At 62.0% G+C, this 22,799-nt stretch carries 18 protein-coding genes; 3 read left to right on the forward strand and 15 right to left on the reverse strand.

The genetic code is table 11. From position 1 onward, the window contains the following. Nucleotides 1–43: 43 nt before the first annotated feature. From Q0I65_RS07405 to Q0I65_RS07415, 3 genes are all read right to left on the reverse strand, one after another. The gene (locus Q0I65_RS07405; protein WP_296061833.1) at nt 44–1,309 is read right to left on the reverse strand and encodes a glycosyltransferase family 4 protein; all 1,266 of its coding nucleotides are present in this window, start codon (nt 1,307–1,309) and stop codon (nt 44–46) included. 170 nt (nt 1,310–1,479) lie between these two features. Then, nucleotides 1,480–1,878, reverse strand: a complete 399-nt coding sequence (locus tag Q0I65_RS07410; protein ID WP_158049938.1) for a 4Fe-4S dicluster domain-containing protein — start codon at nt 1,876–1,878, stop codon at nt 1,480–1,482. Between the two features lie 9 nt (nt 1,879–1,887). Then, nucleotides 1,888–4,284, reverse strand: a complete 2,397-nt coding sequence (locus Q0I65_RS07415; RefSeq protein ID WP_296061838.1) for a molybdopterin-dependent oxidoreductase — start codon at nt 4,282–4,284, stop codon at nt 1,888–1,890. Between the two features lie 197 nt (nt 4,285–4,481). On the opposite strand from Q0I65_RS07415, the gene Q0I65_RS07420 reads away from it, so the two are divergent. Continuing rightward, complete coding sequence (locus tag Q0I65_RS07420; RefSeq protein WP_296061840.1) at nt 4,482–5,435, forward strand: LysR family transcriptional regulator; 954 nt, start codon at nt 4,482–4,484, stop codon at nt 5,433–5,435. Nucleotides 5,436–5,579: 144 nt separating this feature from the next. On the opposite strand, the gene Q0I65_RS07425 is transcribed toward Q0I65_RS07420, so the two are convergent. The 10 genes from Q0I65_RS07425 to Q0I65_RS07470 all read right to left on the reverse strand — a co-directional run bounded on the left by Q0I65_RS07425 (nt 5,580) and on the right by Q0I65_RS07470 (nt 16,035). Further along, a complete protein-coding gene (locus tag Q0I65_RS07425) occupies nt 5,580–6,539 on the reverse strand; it encodes a DMT family transporter (RefSeq protein WP_296061843.1) in 960 nt (319 codons plus the stop codon). Then, nucleotides 6,536–7,468, reverse strand: coding sequence for a phosphotransferase (locus tag Q0I65_RS07430; protein ID WP_296061846.1), 933 nt, complete (start codon nt 7,466–7,468; stop codon nt 6,536–6,538). Before Q0I65_RS07430 ends, Q0I65_RS07425 begins: the two co-directional genes overlap by 4 nt. Before the next feature lie 103 nt (nt 7,469–7,571). Next, nucleotides 7,572–8,813 (reverse strand): ethanolamine utilization protein EutH, encoded by a 1,242-nt coding sequence (eutH, locus tag Q0I65_RS07435; RefSeq protein ID WP_296061849.1) that lies wholly within the window; start codon nt 8,811–8,813, stop codon nt 7,572–7,574. Between the two features lie 66 nt (nt 8,814–8,879). Then, nucleotides 8,880–10,661, reverse strand: a complete 1,782-nt coding sequence (locus tag Q0I65_RS07440; RefSeq protein ID WP_296061851.1) for a phosphotransferase — start codon at nt 10,659–10,661, stop codon at nt 8,880–8,882. Nucleotides 10,662–10,759: 98 nt separating this feature from the next. Then, nucleotides 10,760–11,602 (reverse strand): LicD family protein, encoded by an 843-nt coding sequence (locus tag Q0I65_RS07445; protein WP_296061854.1) that lies wholly within the window; start codon nt 11,600–11,602, stop codon nt 10,760–10,762. 39 nt (nt 11,603–11,641) lie between these two features. Beyond that, nucleotides 11,642–12,769 carry a glycosyltransferase gene (locus tag Q0I65_RS07450; RefSeq protein ID WP_296061856.1) on the reverse strand — a complete coding sequence of 376 codons (1,128 nt, stop codon included), beginning with the start codon at nt 12,767–12,769 and terminating at the stop codon, nt 11,642–11,644. Next, entirely contained in the window at nt 12,769–14,142 is a 1,374-nt protein-coding gene (locus Q0I65_RS07455; RefSeq protein ID WP_296061859.1) for a polysaccharide biosynthesis protein, read from the reverse strand. The genes Q0I65_RS07450 and Q0I65_RS07455 overlap by 1 nt, the downstream gene beginning before the upstream one ends. Further along, nucleotides 14,139–14,930, reverse strand: a complete 792-nt coding sequence (locus tag Q0I65_RS07460) for a LicD family protein (protein ID WP_296061861.1) — start codon at nt 14,928–14,930, stop codon at nt 14,139–14,141. Before Q0I65_RS07460 ends, Q0I65_RS07455 begins: the two co-directional genes overlap by 4 nt. Before the next feature lies 1 nt (nt 14,931). After that, nucleotides 14,932–15,339 carry a DUF2304 domain-containing protein gene (locus tag Q0I65_RS07465; RefSeq protein WP_296061863.1) on the reverse strand — a complete coding sequence of 136 codons (408 nt, stop codon included), beginning with the start codon at nt 15,337–15,339 and terminating at the stop codon, nt 14,932–14,934. Continuing rightward, a complete protein-coding gene (locus Q0I65_RS07470) occupies nt 15,340–16,035 on the reverse strand; it encodes a glycosyltransferase family 2 protein (protein WP_296061865.1) in 696 nt (231 codons plus the stop codon). It abuts the gene before it with no gap. Between the two features lie 154 nt (nt 16,036–16,189). Here Q0I65_RS07470 and Q0I65_RS07475 point away from each other — a divergent pair, with 154 nt between their 5' ends. Then, a complete protein-coding gene (locus Q0I65_RS07475; RefSeq protein WP_296061868.1) occupies nt 16,190–17,383 on the forward strand; it encodes a glycosyltransferase family 4 protein in 1,194 nt (397 codons plus the stop codon). Between the two features lie 121 nt (nt 17,384–17,504). On the opposite strand, the gene Q0I65_RS07480 is transcribed toward Q0I65_RS07475, so the two are convergent. Then, entirely contained in the window at nt 17,505–19,595 is a 2,091-nt protein-coding gene (locus Q0I65_RS07480; RefSeq protein WP_296061871.1) for a DUF6541 family protein, read from the reverse strand. Between the two features lie 101 nt (nt 19,596–19,696). After that, nucleotides 19,697–20,734 (reverse strand): ATP-binding protein, encoded by a 1,038-nt coding sequence (locus tag Q0I65_RS07485; protein ID WP_296061874.1) that lies wholly within the window; start codon nt 20,732–20,734, stop codon nt 19,697–19,699. A 430-nt stretch (nt 20,735–21,164) separates the two neighbouring features. Between Q0I65_RS07485 and Q0I65_RS07490 the strand changes: the two genes are divergently transcribed. Beyond that, on the forward strand, nt 21,165–22,622 hold the full coding sequence (locus Q0I65_RS07490) for a transposase (protein ID WP_296061877.1): 1,458 nt from the start codon (nt 21,165–21,167) through the stop codon (nt 22,620–22,622). Nucleotides 22,623–22,799 lie beyond the last annotated feature (177 nt).

A 22,799-nucleotide genomic window follows, 5' to 3' on the forward strand; every position in this document is an offset into this window, starting at 1 on the left:
CAAGCACTTAATTGTGCAACGAACCTGCCCGCTTGATGTGCGCTTAGAGCAAATTGCGTATCAATTCCACTATCGCCTGGTAAGAATGAGCCTGATCGAACTGGCGGCATGCGACATCGCGCGCCTTCGCCCCCATGATCTTGCGCGACGAGGCGTGCGCGGCGAGCTTCACGATTGCCTGGGTGAGCTCGCTCGCGTTTCCTGGGGCGACGTTCACGCCGAAGCCGTCCGCCTCCACCTTCGCGCAAAATTCGGGGCTCTCCCCCGTGTTGATCATGGGAATGCCCGCGGCCAGGTAATCGCCGATTTTCGTGACGATGCTCTGGGCAGCGCCATGCACAAGCGAGTTGACCGTGATATCGGACGCAGCGAGCCAGGCTGCCATGCGCTCGTAGGGGGTGTAACCGAGGAAATCGACGGGCGCGTCAATCGAGCTCGCGAGCTCGGTGAGCTTATCGCGGTCGGGGCCATCGCCCAGAATCTTCACGCGCAAGCCGCTTACCTGCGGCTCCGCGAGCTTTGCAGCTTGAACGAGGGTCGAAAGGTCGTAGCTTGCGCCGAGCGTGCCCGCATAGGTCACCCAGAACTCGCCCGCCGGTTTCACGACCGTGTCCGCGTTCTCGCGCACGCCCTCGTTAAACGCGGCGAGGTTGTTCCCCACGTACACCGTCACGCGCTCGTAAGGCTCCTCGCGATCGGCGGCGGGGCGCGCGGCGTACTCGTCGGAGGTTCCCACCGCGCCCGAGAGCAGCTCGTAGACGCGATGCGCGTCGCGCGCGAACGGGCGGAAAGCGATGTCGCTCACGACCGGCACGTTCACGACCATGCGCATAGCCTCGGGCCACAGGTCGTTCACGTCGGCGACGAAGGGAATGCCGTGCTCGTGCGCCGTCTCCGCGCACACGCGGGCAACGTCGTTGGGCGGAATCTCGGCGTAGATAAGGTCGAACGCACGGGCATCGGCGGCGAAGCGCTCCGAGAACATGCGGCGCAGATTCTTCGCAGCCTTACGATGGCTCATGATGCGCGCGAGGTCGAGGTTCTTCTTGTAGCCGGGCTCGGGGATGAAGACGACGCGGTACGGGAGGTCGCGATAGCACGCCTTCTCGATGTCGCGCTGGGCCTTCTCCCAATGCTGGAACGACGAGGTAAACAGCGTCACGTCGAAGCCCTCGCGCACGAGCAGCTCCGACAGGAAGCGAAAGCGCGTGTAGCCGCGCGTTTCGTCGCCGAGCTTCACGCCCATGGTGACGACGGCGATGCGCTGCTTGCGGGCAGGCGCGTGGTGTGTGTTCGATAGTGTATCCATGGTTCGGAAGTATAGCAGCACCGATGGGGGCGCCCGGCCTCGAACTCGCGAAAGCGGGCGGATTCCGAAAGGAAGATGCGCGGCGGTCCTGGATAGGGCTCCCCGAACGGCAATGCCTGGCCGTTCGGGGAGCCCCCGGCCTCAGGTTTTGGGCCTCGCCCTAACCCTCGCTACCCCTTCGACGCGTACACCACATTATCGGCGGCGTTTTCCCAGGCGGGAAGCTTGAAGATGCGGAAACCCCGCTGCCGAAGCGCCTCGCATTCCCCTGCCGCGGCATCGCCAACGGAAAGCGCCCCGTTCGGGCACGCGTTCACGCAGTAGGGAAGCTCGCCCTCCGCCAGCCGCCCGCCACAGCGCACGCAGCTCTTCGACCAGATGGGAATCCAGCTCATGTGCAGGTCAGGCCACACACCCGCGGGCCGATCGATGCCCTCGCCGCTGCCTTCCGTGCGCACCGTCAGCCAGAATTTCTCGTCGGGGAGACCGTTTCCCACCTTGCAAGCAAGGGAGCAGGTCCAGCATCCCGTGCATCGCTGCAGGTTCACCAGAATCGTCTTCTCATCCATGTCGCTCCCCTATTCCTCAACCTTGCGCACGTCACATGCGCAATCCCAAATCGTATCCCAGGCACCCGCCATGCCGCCGATGCCGCCAGTGCCGAACCCAGGCTGGAAACCACCGATCGCCCGCACGCAGCTGTCCCAATGTTTGGACACATCGTTGAGCGTATAGTCGCTGCCGAGCGCCGGGATGAGCTCGGAGTACATACCGTCCTCGAACGCGTCGTGGCGCCAACCGAACCAACACTGCACGGTTCCCGGGGGAATCTGCTGGTCGAGCTTCATCTCGATGGTCACATGCCCGCGCTCGTTGTAGATTTCCACCTTGTCGCCGTCTTTGATGCCTTCCACCTGCGCGTCCGCCGGGTTCATGCGGCCCGTCGGATACCCACCCGACAGGTCGGCCATGACCGGGTCGTCGGTGAACATCGATTGCATGAAGAAGCGCTGGCGGCCACTGAAGAAGTGATACCTCCCCTTCGCGGTTCCGTTCCCCAAGCTCATCGGCGTGGGGGCCTCAAGCGGCTCGCGATACGCGGCCATCTGCGCCCCGACGGGAAGCAGTCGCTCGCAGTAGAATTCAAGGCGCTTGGAAGGCGTGTTGAACTGCAGACCCATGAACGGGTCCCAGTTCACCGGGGGCGTTGCCGCGCGCACAAGCTTCTCCTTCTTCAAGCGCTCGTAGGTGAGCGGCGGCTGGATACCCGCGATCATCGGCCACTTCGACTGGATGCGCACCTCGATCCATTCCTCCGCCGTCTTGTCGAAGTACTCGCCCAAGCCCACGCGCTTCGCAAGCTCGCTGTAGAGGAACGTGGGGTCGCGCGCCTCGCCCTGCGGCTCGATTGCCGGCTCCTGCAAGACGATGTGGTTGTACGCCGCCGATGCCACCAGCTCATAGCGCTCGAACGGCATGCAGTCGGGCAGCACGTAGTCGGCATACTGGCCTGTGTCGGTCATCCAGATGTCCACGTCGACGATGAGCTCCATCTGCGGGAAGATCTCGTCGATCCACAGACCGCGGTTCGGGCAGTTGTGCACCGGGTTGCCCGCGATCACCCAAAACGCTTTGATCGGGTACGGCTTCTGGCTTTTCACCTGGTTGATGAACTCGTTTTGACGCAGCATCTTCGCCTTGTAGCCCTCGCGGCCAAGCGGCATGGTGATGGGCGTGTCGTTGAAAATCATCGGGAATCCTGCCGGCAGCATCTCGCTCGTGACGCCGGCGCCGGGACGGCCCAAGTTGCCTGTCAACATGCCGAGCAGATAGAACGAGCGGTAGCTCTCACCCTGGTTCTGGTAGCGAAGTCCCAGCGCGCCGAAGATATAGGCATTCGGGGCTGCAACGTACTCGTCAGTAAGGCGCCTGACCACTTCGGGGGCGACGCCCGTAACACCCTCCTGCCATTCGGGCGTATAGCTTGCCACATGCTCGCGCAGGCACGCGAACGCCGTCTTGCACGCCACGCCGTCGACCTCATGCGCGCCGTCGAGTTCCATATGCGCCACGGGCGACGCTTGTTCACCAGGGGTCATGGGCATCGCCGCAGCCGCATCGACGTCCCACACCAGGTAGTTGCCGTCCGCGTCGCGAAGGAATTCGCCCGTATCGTCGCGCACGAGGAACGGCGCCACCGTGTAGGACAGCAGGAAGTTCTCGTTGTAGCGCTTCTCCTGAATGATGAGGTTCGCCATGGTAAGGGAAAGCGCCGGATCGGAGCCTGGCTTCACAGGGATAAACTCGTCGGCAAAGCCCGCCGTGCCGTCGAACAGAAGCCCGATGTCGACGATCTTCGCACCGTTCGAACGCGCCTCCACCAGGTGCTTTGCGATGCGCTGCTGGTTTTCGATGGGGTTGGCGCCCCACACGATGATGTAATCCGACGTATCGAAGTTCGCGGGATCGGTCGTCATGTACTTGTAGAAGTCGCCCATGTCGAAGAACGCCGCATAGAACGGCCCGTTGTCGAGGCCGTACCCCTGAATGGGGTCGGTCGCGCCCCAAAGCCCCATGAACCGCGAGCTCAACACGGCGGCGAGTCCCTGCGAAGGCGGCACCGACGCCACCACGTCCCACATGGCGAGAGACTCGGGGCCATAATCGTCGCGCAGCTGCAGAAGCTTCGCGGCGATCTCATCGAGCGCCTGGTCCCAGCTGATTTCCTCCCACTTGCCCTCGCCGCGCTCGCCCGCGCGCTTCAACGGATGCAGCAAGCGCTTCGGATTGTACGGCTGGCGGCACGACATGATGCCCTTCTGGCAGATGTAGCCCTCGTTCGCCTCCGCGCCGGTGTAGCTCGGCTTCTCGGTACGCACGATCTTGCCGTCTTTGACGATCGTCTTGATTGCGCAGAACTCATGATCGCCCCACCCAGGACAACAGGTGTAGACAAACGACTCCCCTTGCGTCATGATTAGGCTCCTCTCGTTTTCTCCTGCTTGGCGATGTCCCGCCCAAATACCCGACGCAAAATGCATGCAGCCTGCGGCGGGCGGAATGGACGGCCCTCATTCACCCTGAGTTCATTATGAAAAGGAATTGCAGCAACCGAAAGAAGCCTATAATTGTCTTTTAGACAACGATTGGTTGCGTATAGGAGCGAGCGAGCATGAACATCGAGACGATACGATACTTTGAAGAGGTCGCCCGGGCGGAATCTTTCTACGGCGCCGCAAAGCGACTCGCTGTGTCTCAGCAGGGACTGAACAAGGCGATCACCTCGCTTGAGCGCGAGCTATCGACAAAACTTCTCGAACGAAGCCGCAAAGGCGTCACGTTAACGCCAACGGGGAAAAGCTTTCTCGCGTTTGCGCAGAAGGTAACTGCAGACTACGGGGAGTTTCTCGATGCGCTCTACAACCCCGACGAGGAGCATAAACGAGAAGAGGACCCCTTCAATATCCACGTCACGCATTACTCGGCGCAAATAGCCTCGGCGACGCAGGCGTACGTCGACCTACTCGCGCAGTGCTCGTATATCGAGGAGCCTTTCGAGAAAATCGTCTCGCGCACATGCCTCTCGGACGGCACCGACCTCGGGTTTGTCGACCTTCACGCCAACAGCGCGCTCGATCTCATCGCGAGCACCGAGCTTGCGTTCGACCCCGTCCTTCGCACGCAATTGGGAATCGTGTGCCATGCGACGTCATCGTACGCCCGAAGAGAGTCCCTTCGTCGGCGCGAGGTGGCGAGCGCACCTTGCGCGACAGACGCTTCACGAGAAGCGGCGCAGCAGATCGAGTGGCTGTTTCGCGATTATCCGCTGCAGAAGGTGAGAATGAGCGTCGCAAGTCCGCGCATGCTCATCCGCTTCGTCCATTCGCGCGATGACGCTGTGGCTTTTTTTGACTCGTTCAGCTATCGCCTAGCGCTCAAAGACGCAGCCATGCCAACAGACGGCCTCGCCTTCGTTCCCCTCTCGACCCCGGAATCGATGAGCTACGTGGGATTTCTTTACCCCAAGCATATTCGCCAAAAGCCACGCGTACGACACGCCGTGAGATTGCTCGATCGGTATCTTAAGAAGAATCAAGCCGACTACCTGGCGCAATACCCCGTGTAGAGGAAGCGGATTGGGCGGGTTGGTTGGTGGCGAACCAGGGAGTCGGGGCCAAAGAGTCGAGAGGGTCGGGCACCGAAGGCCTCGAGCCGCGCAACCGCGCACCCGAAAGCCCCGAGCGCCAGGCCACGCAAGCTCGCCCGTCCCTTACGACGCATCCTCGGGCAGAGGGGTCTTCTTGCGACCGAAAAGCTCGTCCCAGTCGCATGCCGCAAGCACCGTCCCCGCCATGATGACCAGGCAGCACACGATCTGCACGACAGTCGGCACGCTTCCCAGAAGCACGAGTCCGAACACGACAGCCCAGGCGGAGTACGTGATGTTGAGCGCCATGCAGCGCGCCGCGCCGATGGTCGCAATGCCCTTGTAGTAGAACAGATACGATGCCGCACCCGCGAGACCGGAAAGCACCACAACGGCAGTGGAAATCGACAGCAGCGCGCTCGCCGTGAACGCCCACGCGCCGAACGCCGGCAGCACCACCACGGCGTACACGACAGCAGACGTCGTCTCGCGAATCTGCAGCGCCGTCTCGTTGTCAACCGCATCATCGCGCATGCCCCAAGCACACAGCACTGCCTCGCTGCCCCAACCGACGACGCACACGACCGCGCCGACCAAGCCAAGCGCCGCGTTTCCGACCGACGAATCACCCGAAGTAGCGTACCCCATCACCATGACGCCCGCGAGCGCGCAGGCGAGCGCAACGAGCTGGCGCGGCTTCATGCGCTCTTTCAACAGGACAAACGCCATGAAGGCACCGAACGCAGGGTAAAACGCGGAGATGATCGCAGTATAGCCTGCGCCGATGTTGTTGATGGCGATCAGGTAGCCCGTCATGCCCAAAGGTCCACCCAAAAGCGCGCCGAGCATGACCACCTTGCCGCTGCGGGTCTTTAGAGCCCGAAGCGTGTCGCCAAGGCGCCGGCGCACGCCCATGTAGAGGAACAGCCAGATGGCACATGCCGCATCGTGCATGAACGCGCTCGCGATCGCCGCAAAGGCGATGGCCTCTGGCGTGCCGATGAACGCCCCCATCGTGAGGGCTATTCCCAAGATGACGGTGTCCAAACCCCACAGAAAGCCACTTGCAATACCGAACCTCATGCGTTTCCCCTCTCCTCTTTTTGAGCGATTCCTTCATAACCCGAGATCACACGGTCGAAATAGCGCAGCGCATAGCTGTGATAGATTTCCTTCCACTCGCCCGCGCTCCCGCCAACGGCCTCCTTGTAGAGCGACCACAGATACCAGCACCAACCGGCGAGCGCCACAAAGGCGAAGTTGTGGCAGCGCTCGGCAAACGTGGGGATGCGTCCGAAGTAAGCCGCAAGCGCCGCATCGGCCTCGGATTCGGAAAGCTCGCAGCACACGGTGAAGGTGCCGAAATCGTGCGCGTAATCGGACATGCCGGCATACTCCCAGTCGATAAGGTGCATGCGGTCGGATCGGTCAATGAGAATATTCAGGTTGAAGAAGTCGTTGTGCGTGATGCACACGGGCGCACCATCGGCGTGCGCGAAGGCGGCGACGCGATCCGCCTTTGCGGCGAGCTCGTCATAACCGGGCACCGTAATCGGTCCCAGCTCGCGCAAAAGCGCGTCGTAGCGCTTCCCCTCTTCGTAGAAGTCGAATGTGCGGGCAAGGTGCGCGCCACTTTCGTGAAGCGTGCGCGCCATGCGCATCGCGCAAGCGACCTGCTCGGCGTCGTGCGCATCGAGCTCGCGGCAGTCCACGAGAAAGCGGGAAAGCTTCCAGCCCTGCTCGACGTCCTCGTAGATGAAGGTACCGTCAAGCCCAATCGAGCGCGCGAGCTTCAGCGCCTCGGCCTCGGCCTTACGGTCGACGAGGTCTTCGGTTCCCACACCCGGCTGTCGATACACGTATTCACCCTCTGGTGTGGTGAAATGCCACGACTCGTTTGTCAGACCCTGTTTGAGGGGCCAGATGTCGGCAATCTCGTCGCGCGAAACTTCCAACACCGATGAGATGTGCGTGTATGCGCACGCGGGCAGTGTGCCCTGTTCTTGTTCCATACCCACTTGTTCTCCCCAGACTCAGTAGGTTACTTACCTGCTATCTTTCACTGGACGAACGAACCCGTCCAGCATATCCGTTACGCACAACGCTCACCTGGCGTTACTCGGCTCCCCCAAGCGCGTGTTCCGCGTCGTAGAGCACGTCCTCGCCCGCTTCGCGCTCGAGCTGCTCGGCCTTCTTCACGGCGAGCAGGTTCGCGAACCCGATCGCGCAGATGCCGGCGGCCAGCTTGCCCGCGAGCACCACCACGATCAGGTTCGGCTGAAAGTTCGCCGTAAACGACAGGTGGTCGCCGAACAAAAACGCACAGCACACGGCGAATGCAATGCAAATGACCTTGTCCTTCGCGCGCAAGTCCTTCACCATCGAGAAGAGCGCGAGCACGTTGGCCGAAGCCGCGAGCAAACCCGCCGTCGCGTCGGAGGAAAGCCCCACCGCGCCGCCGATCTTGGCGAGCGGCTTTGCCAGGTAGCGCCTGATGAGGTACACCATCGGGAAGGCGCCGCAGAGCATCATGCCGATGGCACCCGCAACCTCGAGCGCGCGGAAGGTGCTCCCTTCGTCGGCGATGATCGGGTCGAACCCGAAGCTTCCGAACAGCGTCGACCACACGCCCGTGAAGTACTCAACGACCACGAGCACGAACACGATTTTAAGCGCGCTCTCCATCACGCGGCCGAACACGATGAATCCCTTAATCATGGCATCGGGCTTGAACTTAAGGCCCGCCGCAAGCGCTACGCAGACGATGATGAGCGGGATGAGGTTCACGCCGATCTGCCCCCATGAAAGCGCCAGCTGATAGGTGGCGTCGGCATTGGTGGAGATAACCTCGCGCACTATCGGGTGCGACACCGCGATGATTGCCGAAGCCACGAACACGCCGATGGGAATAGCGAGAAGGCCGCTCATCACGCCGAGCGCCAGGTACTTGCGGTCGCGCTTCTCGAGCATCTTCAGCGCCACGGGAATGGAGAACACGATGGTCGCTCCCGCCATGTATCCCGTAATCATGGCCATGATCCAGCTTTCGCGCGTCTCGGCGAGCGCATCGGCGAGCTGATAGCCGCCCATGTCGACGGCGATGAACGTGGTCGCAGCCATAGCGGGGTCGGCCCCAACAGCGGAATACGCCGACCCGAAGACCGCGCTTACGAACGCGGTAAGATACGGTGCCGACGCCATAATGCCCGCGGTCGGCAAGAAGATCGGGCCGATCGAGTCGATGCCAGCAACGAACTGCTGCCCAAGCTCGCTTTCGGGCTTGATGACGCTCGCCAGGCACCCGGCGATCGCACACGCCATGATGATATAAACCACGATAGTCCCGATGAGTTCCACAGGCTTCCTTTCAACCGATCAAAACCCGCCCTTCGAGCGGGTAAAACTAAGCGATGCAGGCGCTCCTTAGGCGACCTGCCCCGGCGTCGCGCCGTACAGCTTAAGCGCCAACGCCGAATATGCCTTCGCCGTGCGATACCACAGGTAGAGCCACTCGCCCACCGGGTCGCCCGTCGACTCCTTGTAGAGCGCCCAAACGAACCAGTAGTACGCGGCGAGCGCGACATACGCTAGGCAGTGGCGCATCTCGGCATCGGTCGGGGTCCGCCCGAAGTAAAGCTCGATCACATGGCGCGCCTCGTCGACCGAATAATCGGAACAACAGATGAACGTTCCCAGGTCGGAAGCGTAATCCGACATCGCTGAATACTCCCAATCGATGAGATACATCTCATCGCCGCACACGAGGAAGTTCGGGCTGTAGAAGTCGTTGTGGCACAAGCACGGCTCGACGCGGTCCGCACGCACGAACGCATCGAGCACCCCGGCGTTGCGCCCGAGCTCCTCGCGATCGGGAAACGACGGGTAGCTCTTCCTGCCGAGAAGCTCCACGATTGCAACCGCGTCGCGATACGCGTCGAAGGACCACTCGCTTTTCGCGCCGCTGTTATGCAGGCGGCGGCCCAGCTCCATCGCATGGCGCACATGGTCCTCGTTGTGGTAGTCGAAGGGAACGCAGCCGTCGATGAAGCGCGAGATCTTCCAACCTTCGACGGGATCCTCGTAGATGAAGGTGTCGTCGATGCCAAGCTTCTTCGCGATGGCCTGCGAAAACGCCTCGCTTGCACGATTGATGATCTCATCGGTGCCCACACCTGGGTGGCGATAGACATACGACTCGCCGCGCACCGCGAAGCGAAACGACAGGTTCGTGAGCCCCTCCTTGATGGGCACGATGCCCTCGACATCGCCTCGCGAGCAGTCGAGCACGCGGCAGATGTTGTCGAGAATCGCGGAGTCGACATTCTCGATGAAGTCGTGGTCGAACTCCTTCAGGTCGGCAATGGAGTCGAACTCGTAGATCACGCCCGACTCGTAGGGCCGCATGACCATGCGCAGTTCGTCGAGGTGCGCGCGATAGATGTCCTCCCAGAGCTTCCCCGCGGTTTCGGGCCGATCGTACTCGTCGACGAGAATCCTCACGAAGGTCTCGGAGAACGCACGGTCGAAGTACACGTGCCCGAGCATGCCGTACTTGTCGCGGCCGCCGATGGTCACGCCCGTGATACGCCCGTCGCGCGCGGTGTCGAGCAGATACTCGTTCGTCTCGCCCGCGAAGAACACGCCCGGGTAATAGGCCTCGAACACGTACGGCTCGAAGACGTTTTCGGTGAAATAGTCGTCCGACGAGCAGACGTAGGTGTTCCCCAGCTTCTCGCGCACGAGCATGAGGGTGGAATTGTTGTTGCGCACGGAATATTCCGTGTTAACGCGAATGGTCACGCCGAACTTGTCCTCAAGGTAGAAGAAGGCTTCCTTCATATACCCCACGACGACGGTGATGTCAGTGATGCCCGCCTCTTGAAGCTGGCGAATCTGCCGCTCGATGAGCACCTCGCCGCGCACGGTGAGCACGCCTTTGGGCTTCTCGTAGGAAAGCGGGGCGAAGCGAGAGGAGAGGCCCGCCGCCATGATGATGGCGTTGTCGACCTTGTAGGGCGAAAGCGCCTCGAAGCCGGCAGGCGTCACGGAGAAGCTGTCCACCAGACCCGCGTCGACGAGCGCGCGATATGCCGTGTTCACCGTCCCAAGCGACAAGCCTGTTGCCGTCGCGATGTGGCGCTGCGTATGGACGGCTTCGTCGCGCAGCGCGTTGAGCACCTTGAATGTGCTTTTCGTCAATGTCATTGCATACTCCCCAGTAAATGAAACGAGAAGTATTCTAGCGGAAGGTGTTCAGTTTTGTAAAGTTTTAATCAATAATTGAACAAATGCAGGTCAAAAGCTTAGGCGTATGGCCCGAAATCGAGCTCGACGGGCGCATGGTTGCGTCGCGCCTCCACCGGGGGAAGCTTTCGCCACTCGCCGTAGAGCTGGCGCAGGAAGGCCTCGGGATCGGCGGGCGCAGGGAACTCGCATCCTTCGAAGGTGACAGTCGAAGTCGGCAGCATCATCGAGCGCACATAGGGCTCATAGGTCGCATACGCCATGACAACGAGGTCGTCGGAGGCAATTGAAGGGTCGTTTCCGCAGGTGGCAGCTTTATTGAAGCGCGAGACAATCTTTTCGGGGGAATAAAGGCCGCGAGCTGCGAGGTGCGCTGCGCCGCAAGCCGCACGCTCGATTGCGCCGAGTGCTCCCTTGTGGGGCACGACGATGCTCTTCGCATGGGAAAGATACGACACGCTTTGCCAGAAGCGGCAGTCGCGACGCTGCTTTGCCGCCGTCGCCGGGTCGGACGAGAGGGCGTCATAGGGCAGAAGGTCGACAAAGATTCCCTGGTCAAAGCCTGCTTCAATGGTTTCCTCCGTCGCGAAGCGCGTGCCACGCAGCCATACCTTGCCGAACAGCGCCGCCTGATACGGGTTCGTCTCGGGAGTCGACACGACGTATTCCTCGCCCAAAAGCGCCGGCGCCTCGGCGACGAAGCGGTCGTAGTCCGCGCGCGGCATTCCCAAATCGATGTCGTCGTCCCACGGAATGAAGCCCCCATGGCGCAGCGCCCCGAGCACCGAGCCCGAATCGAGGAAGTACGTGATGCCCAGCTCGCGGCAGACGCGGTCGATTTCCTTCAAGATGCGCAGCTCGAGCAGCTGGAGTTTCCTTAGGTCCCTATCGTCGTATTGCATTGCGTTTCCTAGCCTATCTGCCCGAATAATCCTTGCAACCTACCATTGCGCACGCTGACCCGCCGCCGCTGCCTCATAAAACGCCGCAAGGCGTGCCGAGGTGTCGGCGATGTCGAACCCGTGCGCGCGAACCTGCTCGCACGCGTCGCTGCGCGCAGAGTCCACCGCAGCATGAAGCATCCGCACGCATTCGCCAGCCCATGCCTCGGCACCTGCGGAAAGCGGCATGCGGCTCGTGCGGTCGCTCACCACTGCGAGCTCGGGCACGCCCGTCGAGACGATGGCCGGCAGCCCCGACGCCTGCGCCTCGACCGCCGAGAGGGCAAGCCCCTCGTTCACCGAGGGAAACACGAACGCGTCCGCCGCGCGCAGAAGCCGCGGCACGTCGTCCACTACGCCGAGGAAGCGCACCGCATCTTCGAGCCCCAGTTCACGCGCACGCTCCTTCAAGGTTTCCTCGAGCTCGCCGCGCCCGGCGCACAAAAGCGCTGCATCGGGGAACTCGCGCACCACCTGGGAAAACACCTGCAGCAGAAACTCGTGGTTCTTCACGGGAATCAGACGGCCCGTATGGCACACGACAGGGCGGCCGGAAAGTCCCAGCTCCGCCTTCGCCTGCTCATGCGCAGCTTCGTCACACGCATAGCGCGTCATATCGATGCCGTTCGGCACGATAGCGAAGCGCTCGCCTTCCACAATCGCGCCCCCGAAGCGATCGAGCCCCGCCTCGCGCGAGCATGCCATGAAGTAGTCGGCCACGCGGCGCACGGGATGTGCGGCAACGTTGAAGGCAAGTCCCGCCAGGCCACCCACGTAGTTCTGCGCATGGCTGTGCGCGATCGTGAAAGCTCCCACCCGCTTCGCCTCCGAAAGATAAACGGGCGCGCACGAGCCGATATGCCCATGCACCACGCGCCATTCCGGATGCTCGGCAAAAAGCGCGCGAACGCTGCGCCGATAGGCACCCGCGTTCAACCCCGTGAAGCGCGGAACGCGGAAGAAACGCCCGCCAAGCCGCTCGATTTCGGCATCGTAGTCGCCTTCACGCTGCTCGTGCACGAGAAAGTCGAACTGGATGCGATCGCGATCCATCGCGCGATAGAGGTTCATCACCATGGTCTCGGCCCCGCCGCGATCCATCACGCCGATCACCTGCAGCACACGCATCAGCAAGCCTCCTTAGCATCGACCGCGCCGTCCCGTGCAGCTTCGCCCTCGGCCCCGATGATGTGATCGGGCCCCTTCTTCACGACTTTCACCAGGAAGAACAGCAAGATCGCCACACCGGCAAGGCACGCGCCCGCGCCCGCGAAGCTCACGCCGTTCATGTCCCACCTATCCACGCAGAAAAACGTGAGCGGGATGACGGCGAGAAACGCGACGACGTTGCCCGCGAAGTTCGCCCAGAAATGGCGCAGCGTAATGAGCAGATCGCCGAAGAACCATAGAAACGCGGTGGCGGCGGTCGAGATGATGATCGGCTGCAACAGGTAAACGTAGGGCACGATGCTCTCGCCGAACAAAAGCGCGAGCGCCCAGGCGCCGATGAACTCGAGCACGATTGCGCAGGCCACGGTCACGCCCACGATGCCCGCGACCGTCTTCCCCAAAAGCGCCACGAAACCGCGCGCGTTCCCCTCGAAGAACAGCTTCGGGAAGATGTCGAGCAGCGGCCCGTAGAGATACTGCGCGCCCATCTGAATGACGAGCGCGGGCGCGGCGACCGACGAGTAGATGCCGAGCGCCGCCGAACCCACGGTGAGCGCCAGGTACTGCTTGGGGATCGCGAAGATGGCGCTCGCCGCCACCGAGGCAACCACGGCGGGAAGCGAGGTCTTCAGGAAGAAAAGCGCCTTCTTGCAGGAAAGCGAGATGCGCACGGGCTCGAATCGCTGGCAATGCGGCAGATCGAAGGCGAAGAGCACGACCGCCGCGGCGGCGAGCATGGCGATGATCGCCGCATCGAGGTTGCGCGTTGCCCAGTAGACCACCACAAACGCCACGAGGGTCGAGGTGCCCTGCAGGATGAACGACTTGCCGATGTAGTCCATGCGGCGGTTGATCTGGTCGACGCCGTGGAGGATGTCGATCACAAGCCCCACGCCCTTGAAGGCATAGAAGAGCGCCACCGTGATGAGCGCCTCGGGAGCGCAGGTGAGGGCCGCATATATCATGCAGGCGACGAACGCGCCCGCAAGCGTGAAGCAGCGGAATCCCATGTACTCGCCCACCGTGTTCTCACGGCGGATGTCGGAGATTTGGTAGGTCCCCATCTTGTAGTTGGCGAAGGTGCCGAAGATGCCCACGACCGACATGGCGAGCGAGAGCAGGCCCGCATCGTCGTAGCCCGACGACAGGCGCACCACGAAGATGGTGGTGAACCACTGGCAGGCGAGGTAAGTCATAGAACCGATGGAGTTCCAGATCATGTTCGCCTTCACGGAAAGCTTCTCAGGCACCTCAGTTTCTACCGCCGCGCCAGCTTCAAGCGCATCCTCGGCCTGCGAAGCGGCTTCCCGAGGCGTTTTCGCATCGCTCATAGGCGATAGGCTTCCATCACGTGCACGGCGCGATCGGACTCGGCGGGCGGCGTGCGCCAGTCGCCGTACTCGATGGTAAGGAGCTCCTCAGCCCCGGCGGGAGCTGTGAACTCGCGGTCCTCGAACTTCATGCGCACGGGCTTGAACAGGCTCTTTGGGTACGTCTTGCTCAGATTTCCCTCGCCGAGGATATCGATGACGCGGTCGGAAGCGCCCTCGTTCACCTCGCGCGCGATGCCGTCGAGCTTCGCCGCGAGCTTATAGAGGTCGGCATGCTTCGCAAACGGGCACACAATCTTCTTCGCCAGGCGAACGGCGGCGCTCGAGCCCACCGTCGGGTCGGCCACGGCGAAGCTGCGCCAGAGCCCCACACGCGAGTGCTTCTTCACAAGGCCCGCGCGCGTTGAATCGTAGTTTTCCAGGGGGAAGATGTCCACCCACACGCCCGTGGCGGCCTTCTTCCCCACGAAGTTCTCGTAGATAACCGTGGTCGTGTCGACGATCTTCGCAAACTGGTAGATCGACGATTTGTCGCGATAGGACACGAGCTTGAAGCGCTCGGAGGTGCGCCACTCGTTAAAGTGGTCCATGAGCAGTTCGTACTGGTCGCGCATCATGATGATGTCCATGTCGTCGTCCCACGGGATGAAGCCCCCGTGGCGCACGGCACCGAGAAGCGTGCCGTAGCCTAAGAAGTACTCCACGCCATGCGCGGCGCACACGCGGTCGATCTCGTCCATGATGTCGAGCTCGATCGCCTTCATGTCGTCGACGGAGAGGCGCTCCATGTTAGTCCTCACCTGCGCCTACGTTCGCGTCCGCAGGCTTGCTCGCGGCCTCGCCCGCTTCCGCATCCGCGTTCTCGACAGCGTCCAGCTCGGCGAGCGCCTCGGCCTGCGCGAGCGCCGCAACCTTGTTGCGCAACTGCGAGAGCTCGACGGTGGTGAAGAACTCGCGCACGAGCAGGATGGCGATGATGGCGAGGAACACGCAGTTCGACGGCGATTCGATGCCGAAGATGTTCGAGAAGAAGAACGCGATGTGCGGGAACACCGCCAAAAGCAGGATGACGAGCGCGAAGATGAACCAGAACGTGCTGTCGGCGATCTTCAGCTCGGAGTGGCGGATCTTGCGCAGAACGTAGATGAAGACGAGCAGCGCACAGACGATGAGCGTGATTCTGAATAAGAGGGTCATTTACTTTCTCCTCCTGAACCATTGCACGATGAGAATGGACAGGCTGATGCGCAGCATGTAGGACACCGATTTCGTGAAGTTGAGGTAGCTCTCGCCGGCGGTGCGCTCGCGCATCTCCACCTGCATCTCCTCCACCTTGTAGCCATGGCGCATGAGAAGCGAGATGGTGTCGGGCTCGGGGCCGAAGTCGAGCTCGTTGGCGAACAGCGGAATCATCTTCGAGTCGAACAGGCGCATGCCCGAGGTGGGGTCCTGGATGCGCTTGCGCGTGGTCACGAAAATCATCGCCGTGATGAGCGCCGAGCCCGCCATGCGCGCGGAAAAGGGCTTCTTGCAGTCGGCGAAGCGCGACCCCACGACCACGTTTGCGCCGGTTTCCTCCGCAACCTCGACCATGTCGTCGATGTAGGCTGCGGAATGCTGACCGTCGGCGTCGAACTGAATGGCGTAATCGTAGCCGTGCGCGTACGCGTACTTCATGCCGGTCTGGAACGCCCCGGCAAGACCGAGGTTCACCGGCAGCGAGATCAGATGATAGCCCCGCTCGCGGCAGATGGCAGCGGTGCCGTCCTTCGAGCCGTCGTTCACGATGACGTAATCGACGTCGGGCGCGTTCTTCCGCAGATCCTCGATCGTCGATACGATGTTCTCCTCTTCGTTATACGCAGGTATAACGGCGAGCACTCGTTTGTTCATAACCTTCCAACCTGATACCGTGCAGCCCCTCGAGCGAGCGCGGTGAGCTGCGTGAAATTTGACACACGATTCTTTATTTTACCTCTTTTCGATATCGTTCACGGACTCAACCTATAATAAGGGCGAACGAAGAGAGAGCCTTCAGGAGGAAATTGTGGCGACCACCGCTGAAAATCGCACGGCGCAAAGCTTGCGCATCTGTCTGTTCTCGGCGCTTTACCGGCCGAGCATGGGAGGCGTGGAAACCTACACCGAAAGCCTTGCGCGCGCATTATACGAGATGGGAGCCGAGGTAACGGTTGCAACTTGCAATACCCACGGCCTCGCCGCGCGCGAGCGCGAGGACGGCGTGAACGTCGTCCGCTTCCCGTGCAAGCCGCTTTTGGGAGGTCGGTTTCCCCTCGTGAAGAATGACGAGGAAGCGAAGCGGTTGTGGAAGCATCTTGAAGACGAGCACTTCGATTACGTGATCGCGAACACGCGCTTCTACACGCTGACCGAGCGCGCGCTCGACTTCGCGACGCGCGCAGGCGCGGTGCCGCTGCTCATCGAGCACGGGTCGGCGCATCTTACGATGGGTAGCGCCCTTATCGACCCGGTGGTGCAGGCGGTCGAGCATGCGCTCACGAAGCGAGATCTGCGCTACCCGTTCGTCGCATACGCCGTGTCGAGGAAGGCAAGCGCATGGCTCGGGCATTTCGGGATCAAGTCGGCGGGCGAGCTGCCCAACTCGATTGATGCCGATGCGTATGTTGCGCAAGCGAGCGCGCGGGACTTCTGTGCCGAGCTGGACATTCCCGCAGATGCCCTCATGGTCGCCTTCGCAGGGCGCCTCGTTCCCGAAAAGGGCGTGGTTGAGCTTGCCCAGGCCACAACGGCGATCGCCGAGCACCCGGACGCGATCGGGCGAGCCGTGCATCTTATCATCGCAGGCGCAGGTCCCAAGCAGGGCGACATCGAGCGAATCGGGTGCGGGAGCATCCATCTGGTTGGGCGGCTGGGAAGGCAAGATTTGGCTGCGCTCCTGTCGCAGGCCGACGTGATGGCGCTGCCCTCCCGATCGGAAGGCTTCGCCACAACCCTGCTCGAGGCTGCGGCGTGCGCCACCCCCGCAATCGTCACCCCCGTCGGCGGCACCGACGAGCTCGTAAGCGACGAGCGCTTCGGCACCATCATTCCCGATGCGAGCGCAGAAACGGTCGAGGCAGCACTGCGCGAGGCGGCGCGCAGCCCACAACGGCTCGCCGATCAGGGAGCAAACGTCGCGAGGCGCGTGCGGGCAGAATACAGCTGGAGGCGCACCGCCGAGCGAGCGCTCGCCGCGTGCCGCAAAGCGAACGAGAAGTAAGGTTCCTAGAAGGATTCGCGCCCACGCGCGACAAGGCCCCTCGAACTCGGCAGCCCTGCGATCCTGCTTCCCCGCAGGCACGGAGCCTCGCGCCCGAGCGCCTTCAAGCGCTCGCTTTCCCCTAGTCGTCGATCGCGGTGATGCGGTACAGGCGCATGTCGTCGCGCGCGAGCACCACCTCGAACCCGGGCGTGGAGTCGCGCACGTAATCGATGCCGCACCACAGGCTGTTGTCGTCGTAGGTGAAGAAGAAGTTGCTGTCGGGATCGGAGGGGTTGTACCATCTTCCCTGGTCAAGCAAAAGCAGGTACTCAGCCCCGACGTTTTCGACGGCTTCTTTCACCCGATCGTCGTAGGAGATGCTGTCAAGGCGGCTGCGGATAAGCGCGCTGTCCGCGGTCTCTCCGCTCCCGCCATAGGTGCGCAGGTAGCGGTAGTACGTGCGCATGCCGTCGACCACGTAGCAGAAGCAGCTGCCGTCGTTGGGGTTGTTTATGACGACGGCGCCTTCGGGAAGCACCTGCTCGACCTCGGCGACGAACTCCTTTTCCGCGGTCGTGTAGATGTAGTCCACGTTGTTCTGCCACGAAAGCCGCTGCCAGACCAGTGTCATCGCCCCGCGGCCCATGTTGGGAACCTCACTCGACGGGTTGATGTCGGTGGTCGGGTCATCAAGGAAAAACGTCCCCCATACCAGCACAAACGCGCAGAGAGCGCACGAGATGGGCGTTGCCCACGCAGGCGCCTTGTCGCGCGAGCGGGAAACAAGCCGCGCAATCGTGCGCGCAACGAGGGCAACGCCCATCGCCGCAAGGGGGATACCGAAGATGGCCGCCATCGCCGCCACGCGGTAGTAGTCGGTGTACCAAAAGCCGGTCAGCAGGTGCTGCAAACGGCCCGAGGTCGACACGCCGACGATGAACATCCCGCAGGCGAGCACGTACGAGGCGGAAAGCCACAGCCAGCGACGCTCTTTAAACGTCCAGAACATGCCCACGAGCACGAACATCATGAGCACGAGCTGCACGCCGTCGTCCATGAACCCGAGCATGAGCGTATGGAGCACCGCCTCAAGCGGGTACTGCGCGGCACCCCACGAGTGTTCCACCACCGCGCTCAGGAAGGGCAGATGGTATACCACCCACCAGATGACGCAGATAAGGACGGCCGCGACCGCCGCGAACAGGATGCGCAGCCGCCATTTCGCCGCACCTTCGCGACGGAGAAGGTCGGCCGCAATCGCCGCTCGGTAGATGCAGAAGGGAATGAGCCACACGGCCACAACGAACACGGCGTTCGGCTGCGCGAGCGCCAAGGCGATGACGCCGATGACAAACAGCACCCCCGCGCAGATGCGCTCACGGCGCGAGATGCCCGTGCGCAGAATCGCCACGAACAACGCCGCTACGAGCGGCAGCAGGCAGTAGGCAGACGTGTTCGGGAACAGCGGGCCCCAGGCGAGCAGCATCCAGGGGAAGGCCGAGAACATAGGCGCGCAGGCGGCGCCCCAGCACACGATGTCGCGACGCTCCTGGAAGACGATGCGCATGAACGCGAACATGCTTGCAGGCAGAGCCAACGCCACGAACACGAAGTTCGCGGCATTTTCCGAAAGCGGAATGGGAATGCCGAGAAGGCTCACCGGGAAGGCCGCGACGTTGTACCAGGCCGTCGGGTAGAAGCCGCCGCCGGGAAGCGGGTTGATCGCCGCGTCGGCCGCGCCCGCATAGAGCGACGTGCTGAAAGGAGACCAGTTCCCCGTCTCGACGAAGCAGCGAATCGAGCCCAGATGGCTCACATTGTCGTATTCCTGCATGTAGTTCGAGGGGTCGCCCAGAAACGTGGTGAACATGCCCACCGACACGACGACGCCCGCCAAAAGGTAGAGCGCAAGCGCGCACAGGTCGAAGCGGCATGCCTCGCGGCTGCACTCACCGAAGCGACGGCGAGGCAGATCGCGTGCGCGCACACGACCGACGATGCAGATGATAAGACCCACCGCGAGCTGGGGGAAGAAGATCGTCGCCCAGTTGGTGTTGATGCCCAGGGCGGCGTACGCCAGACAAAGGGCGATCGTCGCCGGAATGCCCAGAAGCGGCGCGAAGGCAACAGCCGACGCCACGTGCATGCGAAGGCCCGCAAGCACGAGCGCTCCCGGAACGAACAAGAACACAGCCCCCGCAAACGCAGCGGCGAAGAACAAACCCCACATACCTTACCTTCCTAAGCATCGCACAACGCGATGAGAAATCACGAATTCAAGCCAACGAGGGCGCCGCATCGGACGCCCGCATGCCAAACTAGGTTATTATACTATCGTTTCTCTTGCAGATACTCCGCCGCCCCAGGCAATGCGAACACGAATTTGCCCGCCACAGGCTCGTCGATAACACCTGCTTCGAGCAAACGCTTTTTGTAGGTCGACACCCAACTTGATTTCTTTCCCGTACGTTTCACTATCTCATCCCGAAGAGTTTGTCCCTCTCGATTCATTGCCTTTAGAAAAGCCATGTCTCCCTTGGACAACTCGGAGCAGGTGGCGCTCAAGACTCTGTCCTCGAACTCCATCCGCGCGACCTGTATGCCATTTTGAACGTGGTCCACCGTTATCGTCTCATCTCGACGAGAAGCATTCCAAGAGCGGTAGCCGACCAGCTGGAACATGAACGGGAAACCCCCTATTGCTTCACACGCTAAATCCAGCGCATCATTGTCGATAGCTTTGCCAGCATCTTCTATGGTCAAGCGAAACGCCTCATACACCTCGTAATCGGGAATTGCTCCCAGGTCATGCCTTGCAGCACGTCTTAAAAACGAGGTGGACTTTCCAGAAAGCAAGGCGGAAACCTTGTAGGGCAGGCCAGCCATCAGCAACGCAACTTTCTTCCCTTCGCGGACGAAGTGCTGGTAGGTAGTCACGAGCTCGACCACTTCTGGAAGGTCGCCGTCGATTTCATCGACAGTGATCACGACGCCCGTCTCCGTTTCCTCAAGCTGGCTGAATATCGCGTTCATTTTCGTTCGCCAGTTCCCAGAAGCAACATTGTTCTCCCACGACACGCTTGCGATCGAAGCCACGCCAATACCCGTAAGCTTCCTCGAGTAATCAGTGGAAAGCAAATGAGACGCCGTATCACCGATTCTCTGAAGAATGTCATCGAGCATTCCACGAGACGCTGTCGTATCCGCGACTATCCACCCCTCTTGTTGGGCGCGATAGCCGAGATAAGTAAGGAGCGCCGTTTTGCCGGTGCCGCGGGCGCCAACGAAAATCGAGCAAAGATTCGGATTGGAATCAGGGAGCTCAAACGCTTTGACCATTTCGTCGATGAGGAGTTCCCGACCAGCCATATATGCAGGGACCTTCCCGAACATCGGAGTGAACGGATTTGCCTGATTGTATGCAGTTATCGCCGACATGCATTCCCCCTATGTGAAGATTGGCTCTTCGATCATCATAACGCACTATCCTTTGATTTCTTTGAGTGTCTTTGAACTCTTTGAGCGCTGTTGACTTTTTTGACTTTCGTTGACTTCTTTATGCACGTTTCTAAGTTTTCAAGGTACTACGATTTGCACGTTTCTATGATTTGGCAACAAAAGGGGCTGTATCAAAACTAGTGCTACAGCATGGCCCGCCAAGATCGGAAAGGTCTTGGCGGGCCTTCCTTTTTCAGGTTCCCCAGACAGCCTCACCACTTGTGCCGTGATAGCGTAAAATGGCCTCTGACATGGTGATATGGTAAAGTATAGCCATCAGTTTCCCGGGTCAGGAGGACAGATGGCGACCCCGAAGTTCAAGCCCTGCATGCAACACCAGCCCATGCTCTTCCCGCCCTCAGTCGAGGAGCTCATCCCCGAGGGCGCGCTCGTGCGCGTGGTGGACTCGATCGTGGACGGCATGGACCGCTCGGTCCTGGAGTCCGCCTACCCCGGCGGCGGCGCCTCGGCCCACGACCCGTCGATGATGCTCAAGGTCGTCCTGTTCTGCTACGCCAGCGGCATCTACTCCAGCCGCAAGATCGCGGCGGCCACCCGCGAGAACGTGAACCTCATGTGGCTCACCGGCATGCGCCCCCTCGACCACAACACGGTCAACCGCTTCCGCTCTGAGCGCATCCGCCCCGTGTTCGAGGACGTGTTCTCCGAGGTCGTCGCCGTCCTGGCCGACGCCGGCCACATCACGCTCGACACCTATTTCCTCGACGGCACCAAGATCGAGGCCGACGCCAACAAGTTCACGTTCGTCTGGAAGAAGTCCACCGACAGGTACCAGGACGCGCTGCGCCGCAAGGTGCGCGCCCGCCTGGAGGCCATCGACGAGATGAACGACGAGGAGGAGGCGCTCGCGCCCGAGGACCCCTCCGCGGTCGACGCCGACGCCATCCGCGAGGCGGCGGACAGAATCAACGCGAGGCTGAGGGCGAAGCGCGAGGCCGGCGAGGGCGGGGACGCCGAGGCCGGGGAGCTGCGCCGCGCCGCCGGCGCCATCAGTCCATCTCGCAGGCGCGGGCGCGCTCCTCCTCGGGAAGCCCCGCGAGGGCGGCGAAGGAGCGCGCCTCGCCGTGCGCCGTCGGCCTCGGCGGCGCCGAGCGCGACCTGGGCTGTAGCCGCACTTCCTGCGCAGGTCGAGGTCGCACATCCCGGCGTAGCCGCGCGATATCCACCGGTATATGGTCGACGGCGAGGCGCCGACCTGCCCGGCCCTGGCCAGCGCTATCTGCTGGGACGACAGCCCCCGGGCCACGTCGCACCTGATCAGCCCCATCGCGTACTCGAACCCGGCCTCGTCCCGGTCGACGCCGATCCTGGACTCGCGCAGCTCGGCGTCGGCGAGCGCCTGCGCCCTGGCCGCCGAGTACTCGCAGCGCCACCTCCTGCAGCAGCGGTAGCACAGGTCAATGTTTATACTCCGAATCTTGTGCGTATCGTAAGGGAAGGCGGCATTCCGCTCGCCTTCTCCTTGAGTATACGCGAGCACGCGCGCTGCGGACACATCGCACACGGCATCGGCACAACGCGAGCTGCGCGCAAGTGTGCGACGCCCGCGGCATCTTGCGACCTGCAGCTACTTGCGAGCGCGCATGCGCGCCGCCCACGCTCCCGCGTCCCCTCGCCCCCGCGCGCGGCATCTCGCCTGCAGCCCCGCCCCGCCGCTCGCGAGCAGTCGCGCGACCGCTCGCGCAGGCAATCTGGGCTTTTCATGCGCATGCGGAAGACCCCGTCCAAAGCGCTATAAAATGATGAGTTGCGCCAAGGGCCCGACCCTCGGCGCCCGCAATGCACCCGACCGTTGAGGACCCTATGGCTCAAACCGCATCGACCAAGGCCACGCTCAAGCGGAATTGGTTCACCATCACATCGCTTGTGTCGAAGGACTTCAAGCTCAAGTACCGCCGAAGCGTCCTGGGCGTTC

This window comes from uncultured Ellagibacter sp., from assembly GCF_934643285.1.
In the GTDB taxonomy this organism is placed as follows: Bacteria; Actinomycetota; Coriobacteriia; order Coriobacteriales; family Eggerthellaceae; genus Ellagibacter.

Coding starts and splice junctions, on each gene's coding strand:
- Q0I65_RS07460 (WP_296061861.1), bottom strand. CDS start 14,930: ATGGAGCGCCTCTCCGTCGACGACATGAAGGCGATCGAGCTCGACATC.
- Q0I65_RS07430 (WP_296061846.1), bottom strand. CDS start 7,468: ATGGAACAAGAACAGGGCACACTGCCCGCGTGCGCATACACGCACATC.
- Q0I65_RS07410 (WP_158049938.1), bottom strand. CDS start 1,878: ATGGATGAGAAGACGATTCTGGTGAACCTGCAGCGATGCACGGGATGC.
- Q0I65_RS07405 (WP_296061833.1), bottom strand. CDS start 1,309: ATGGATACACTATCGAACACACACCACGCGCCTGCCCGCAAGCAGCGC.
- Q0I65_RS07480 (WP_296061871.1), bottom strand. CDS start 19,595: ATGTGGGGTTTGTTCTTCGCCGCTGCGTTTGCGGGGGCTGTGTTCTTG.
- Q0I65_RS07490 (WP_296061877.1), top strand. CDS start 21,165: ATGGCGACCCCGAAGTTCAAGCCCTGCATGCAACACCAGCCCATGCTC.
- Q0I65_RS07445 (WP_296061854.1), bottom strand. CDS start 11,602: ATGCAATACGACGATAGGGACCTAAGGAAACTCCAGCTGCTCGAGCTG.
- Q0I65_RS07415 (WP_296061838.1), bottom strand. CDS start 4,284: ATGACGCAAGGGGAGTCGTTTGTCTACACCTGTTGTCCTGGGTGGGGC.
- Q0I65_RS07425 (WP_296061843.1), bottom strand. CDS start 6,539: ATGAGGTTCGGTATTGCAAGTGGCTTTCTGTGGGGTTTGGACACCGTC.
- Q0I65_RS07440 (WP_296061851.1), bottom strand. CDS start 10,661: ATGACATTGACGAAAAGCACATTCAAGGTGCTCAACGCGCTGCGCGAC.
- Q0I65_RS07420 (WP_296061840.1), top strand. CDS start 4,482: ATGAACATCGAGACGATACGATACTTTGAAGAGGTCGCCCGGGCGGAA.
- Q0I65_RS07450 (WP_296061856.1), bottom strand. CDS start 12,769: ATGCGTGTGCTGCAGGTGATCGGCGTGATGGATCGCGGCGGGGCCGAG.
- Q0I65_RS07485 (WP_296061874.1), bottom strand. CDS start 20,734: ATGGCTGGTCGGGAACTCCTCATCGACGAAATGGTCAAAGCGTTTGAG.
- Q0I65_RS07465 (WP_296061863.1), bottom strand. CDS start 15,339: ATGACCCTCTTATTCAGAATCACGCTCATCGTCTGTGCGCTGCTCGTC.
- Q0I65_RS07470 (WP_296061865.1), bottom strand. CDS start 16,035: ATGAACAAACGAGTGCTCGCCGTTATACCTGCGTATAACGAAGAGGAG.
- Q0I65_RS07455 (WP_296061859.1), bottom strand. CDS start 14,142: ATGAGCGATGCGAAAACGCCTCGGGAAGCCGCTTCGCAGGCCGAGGAT.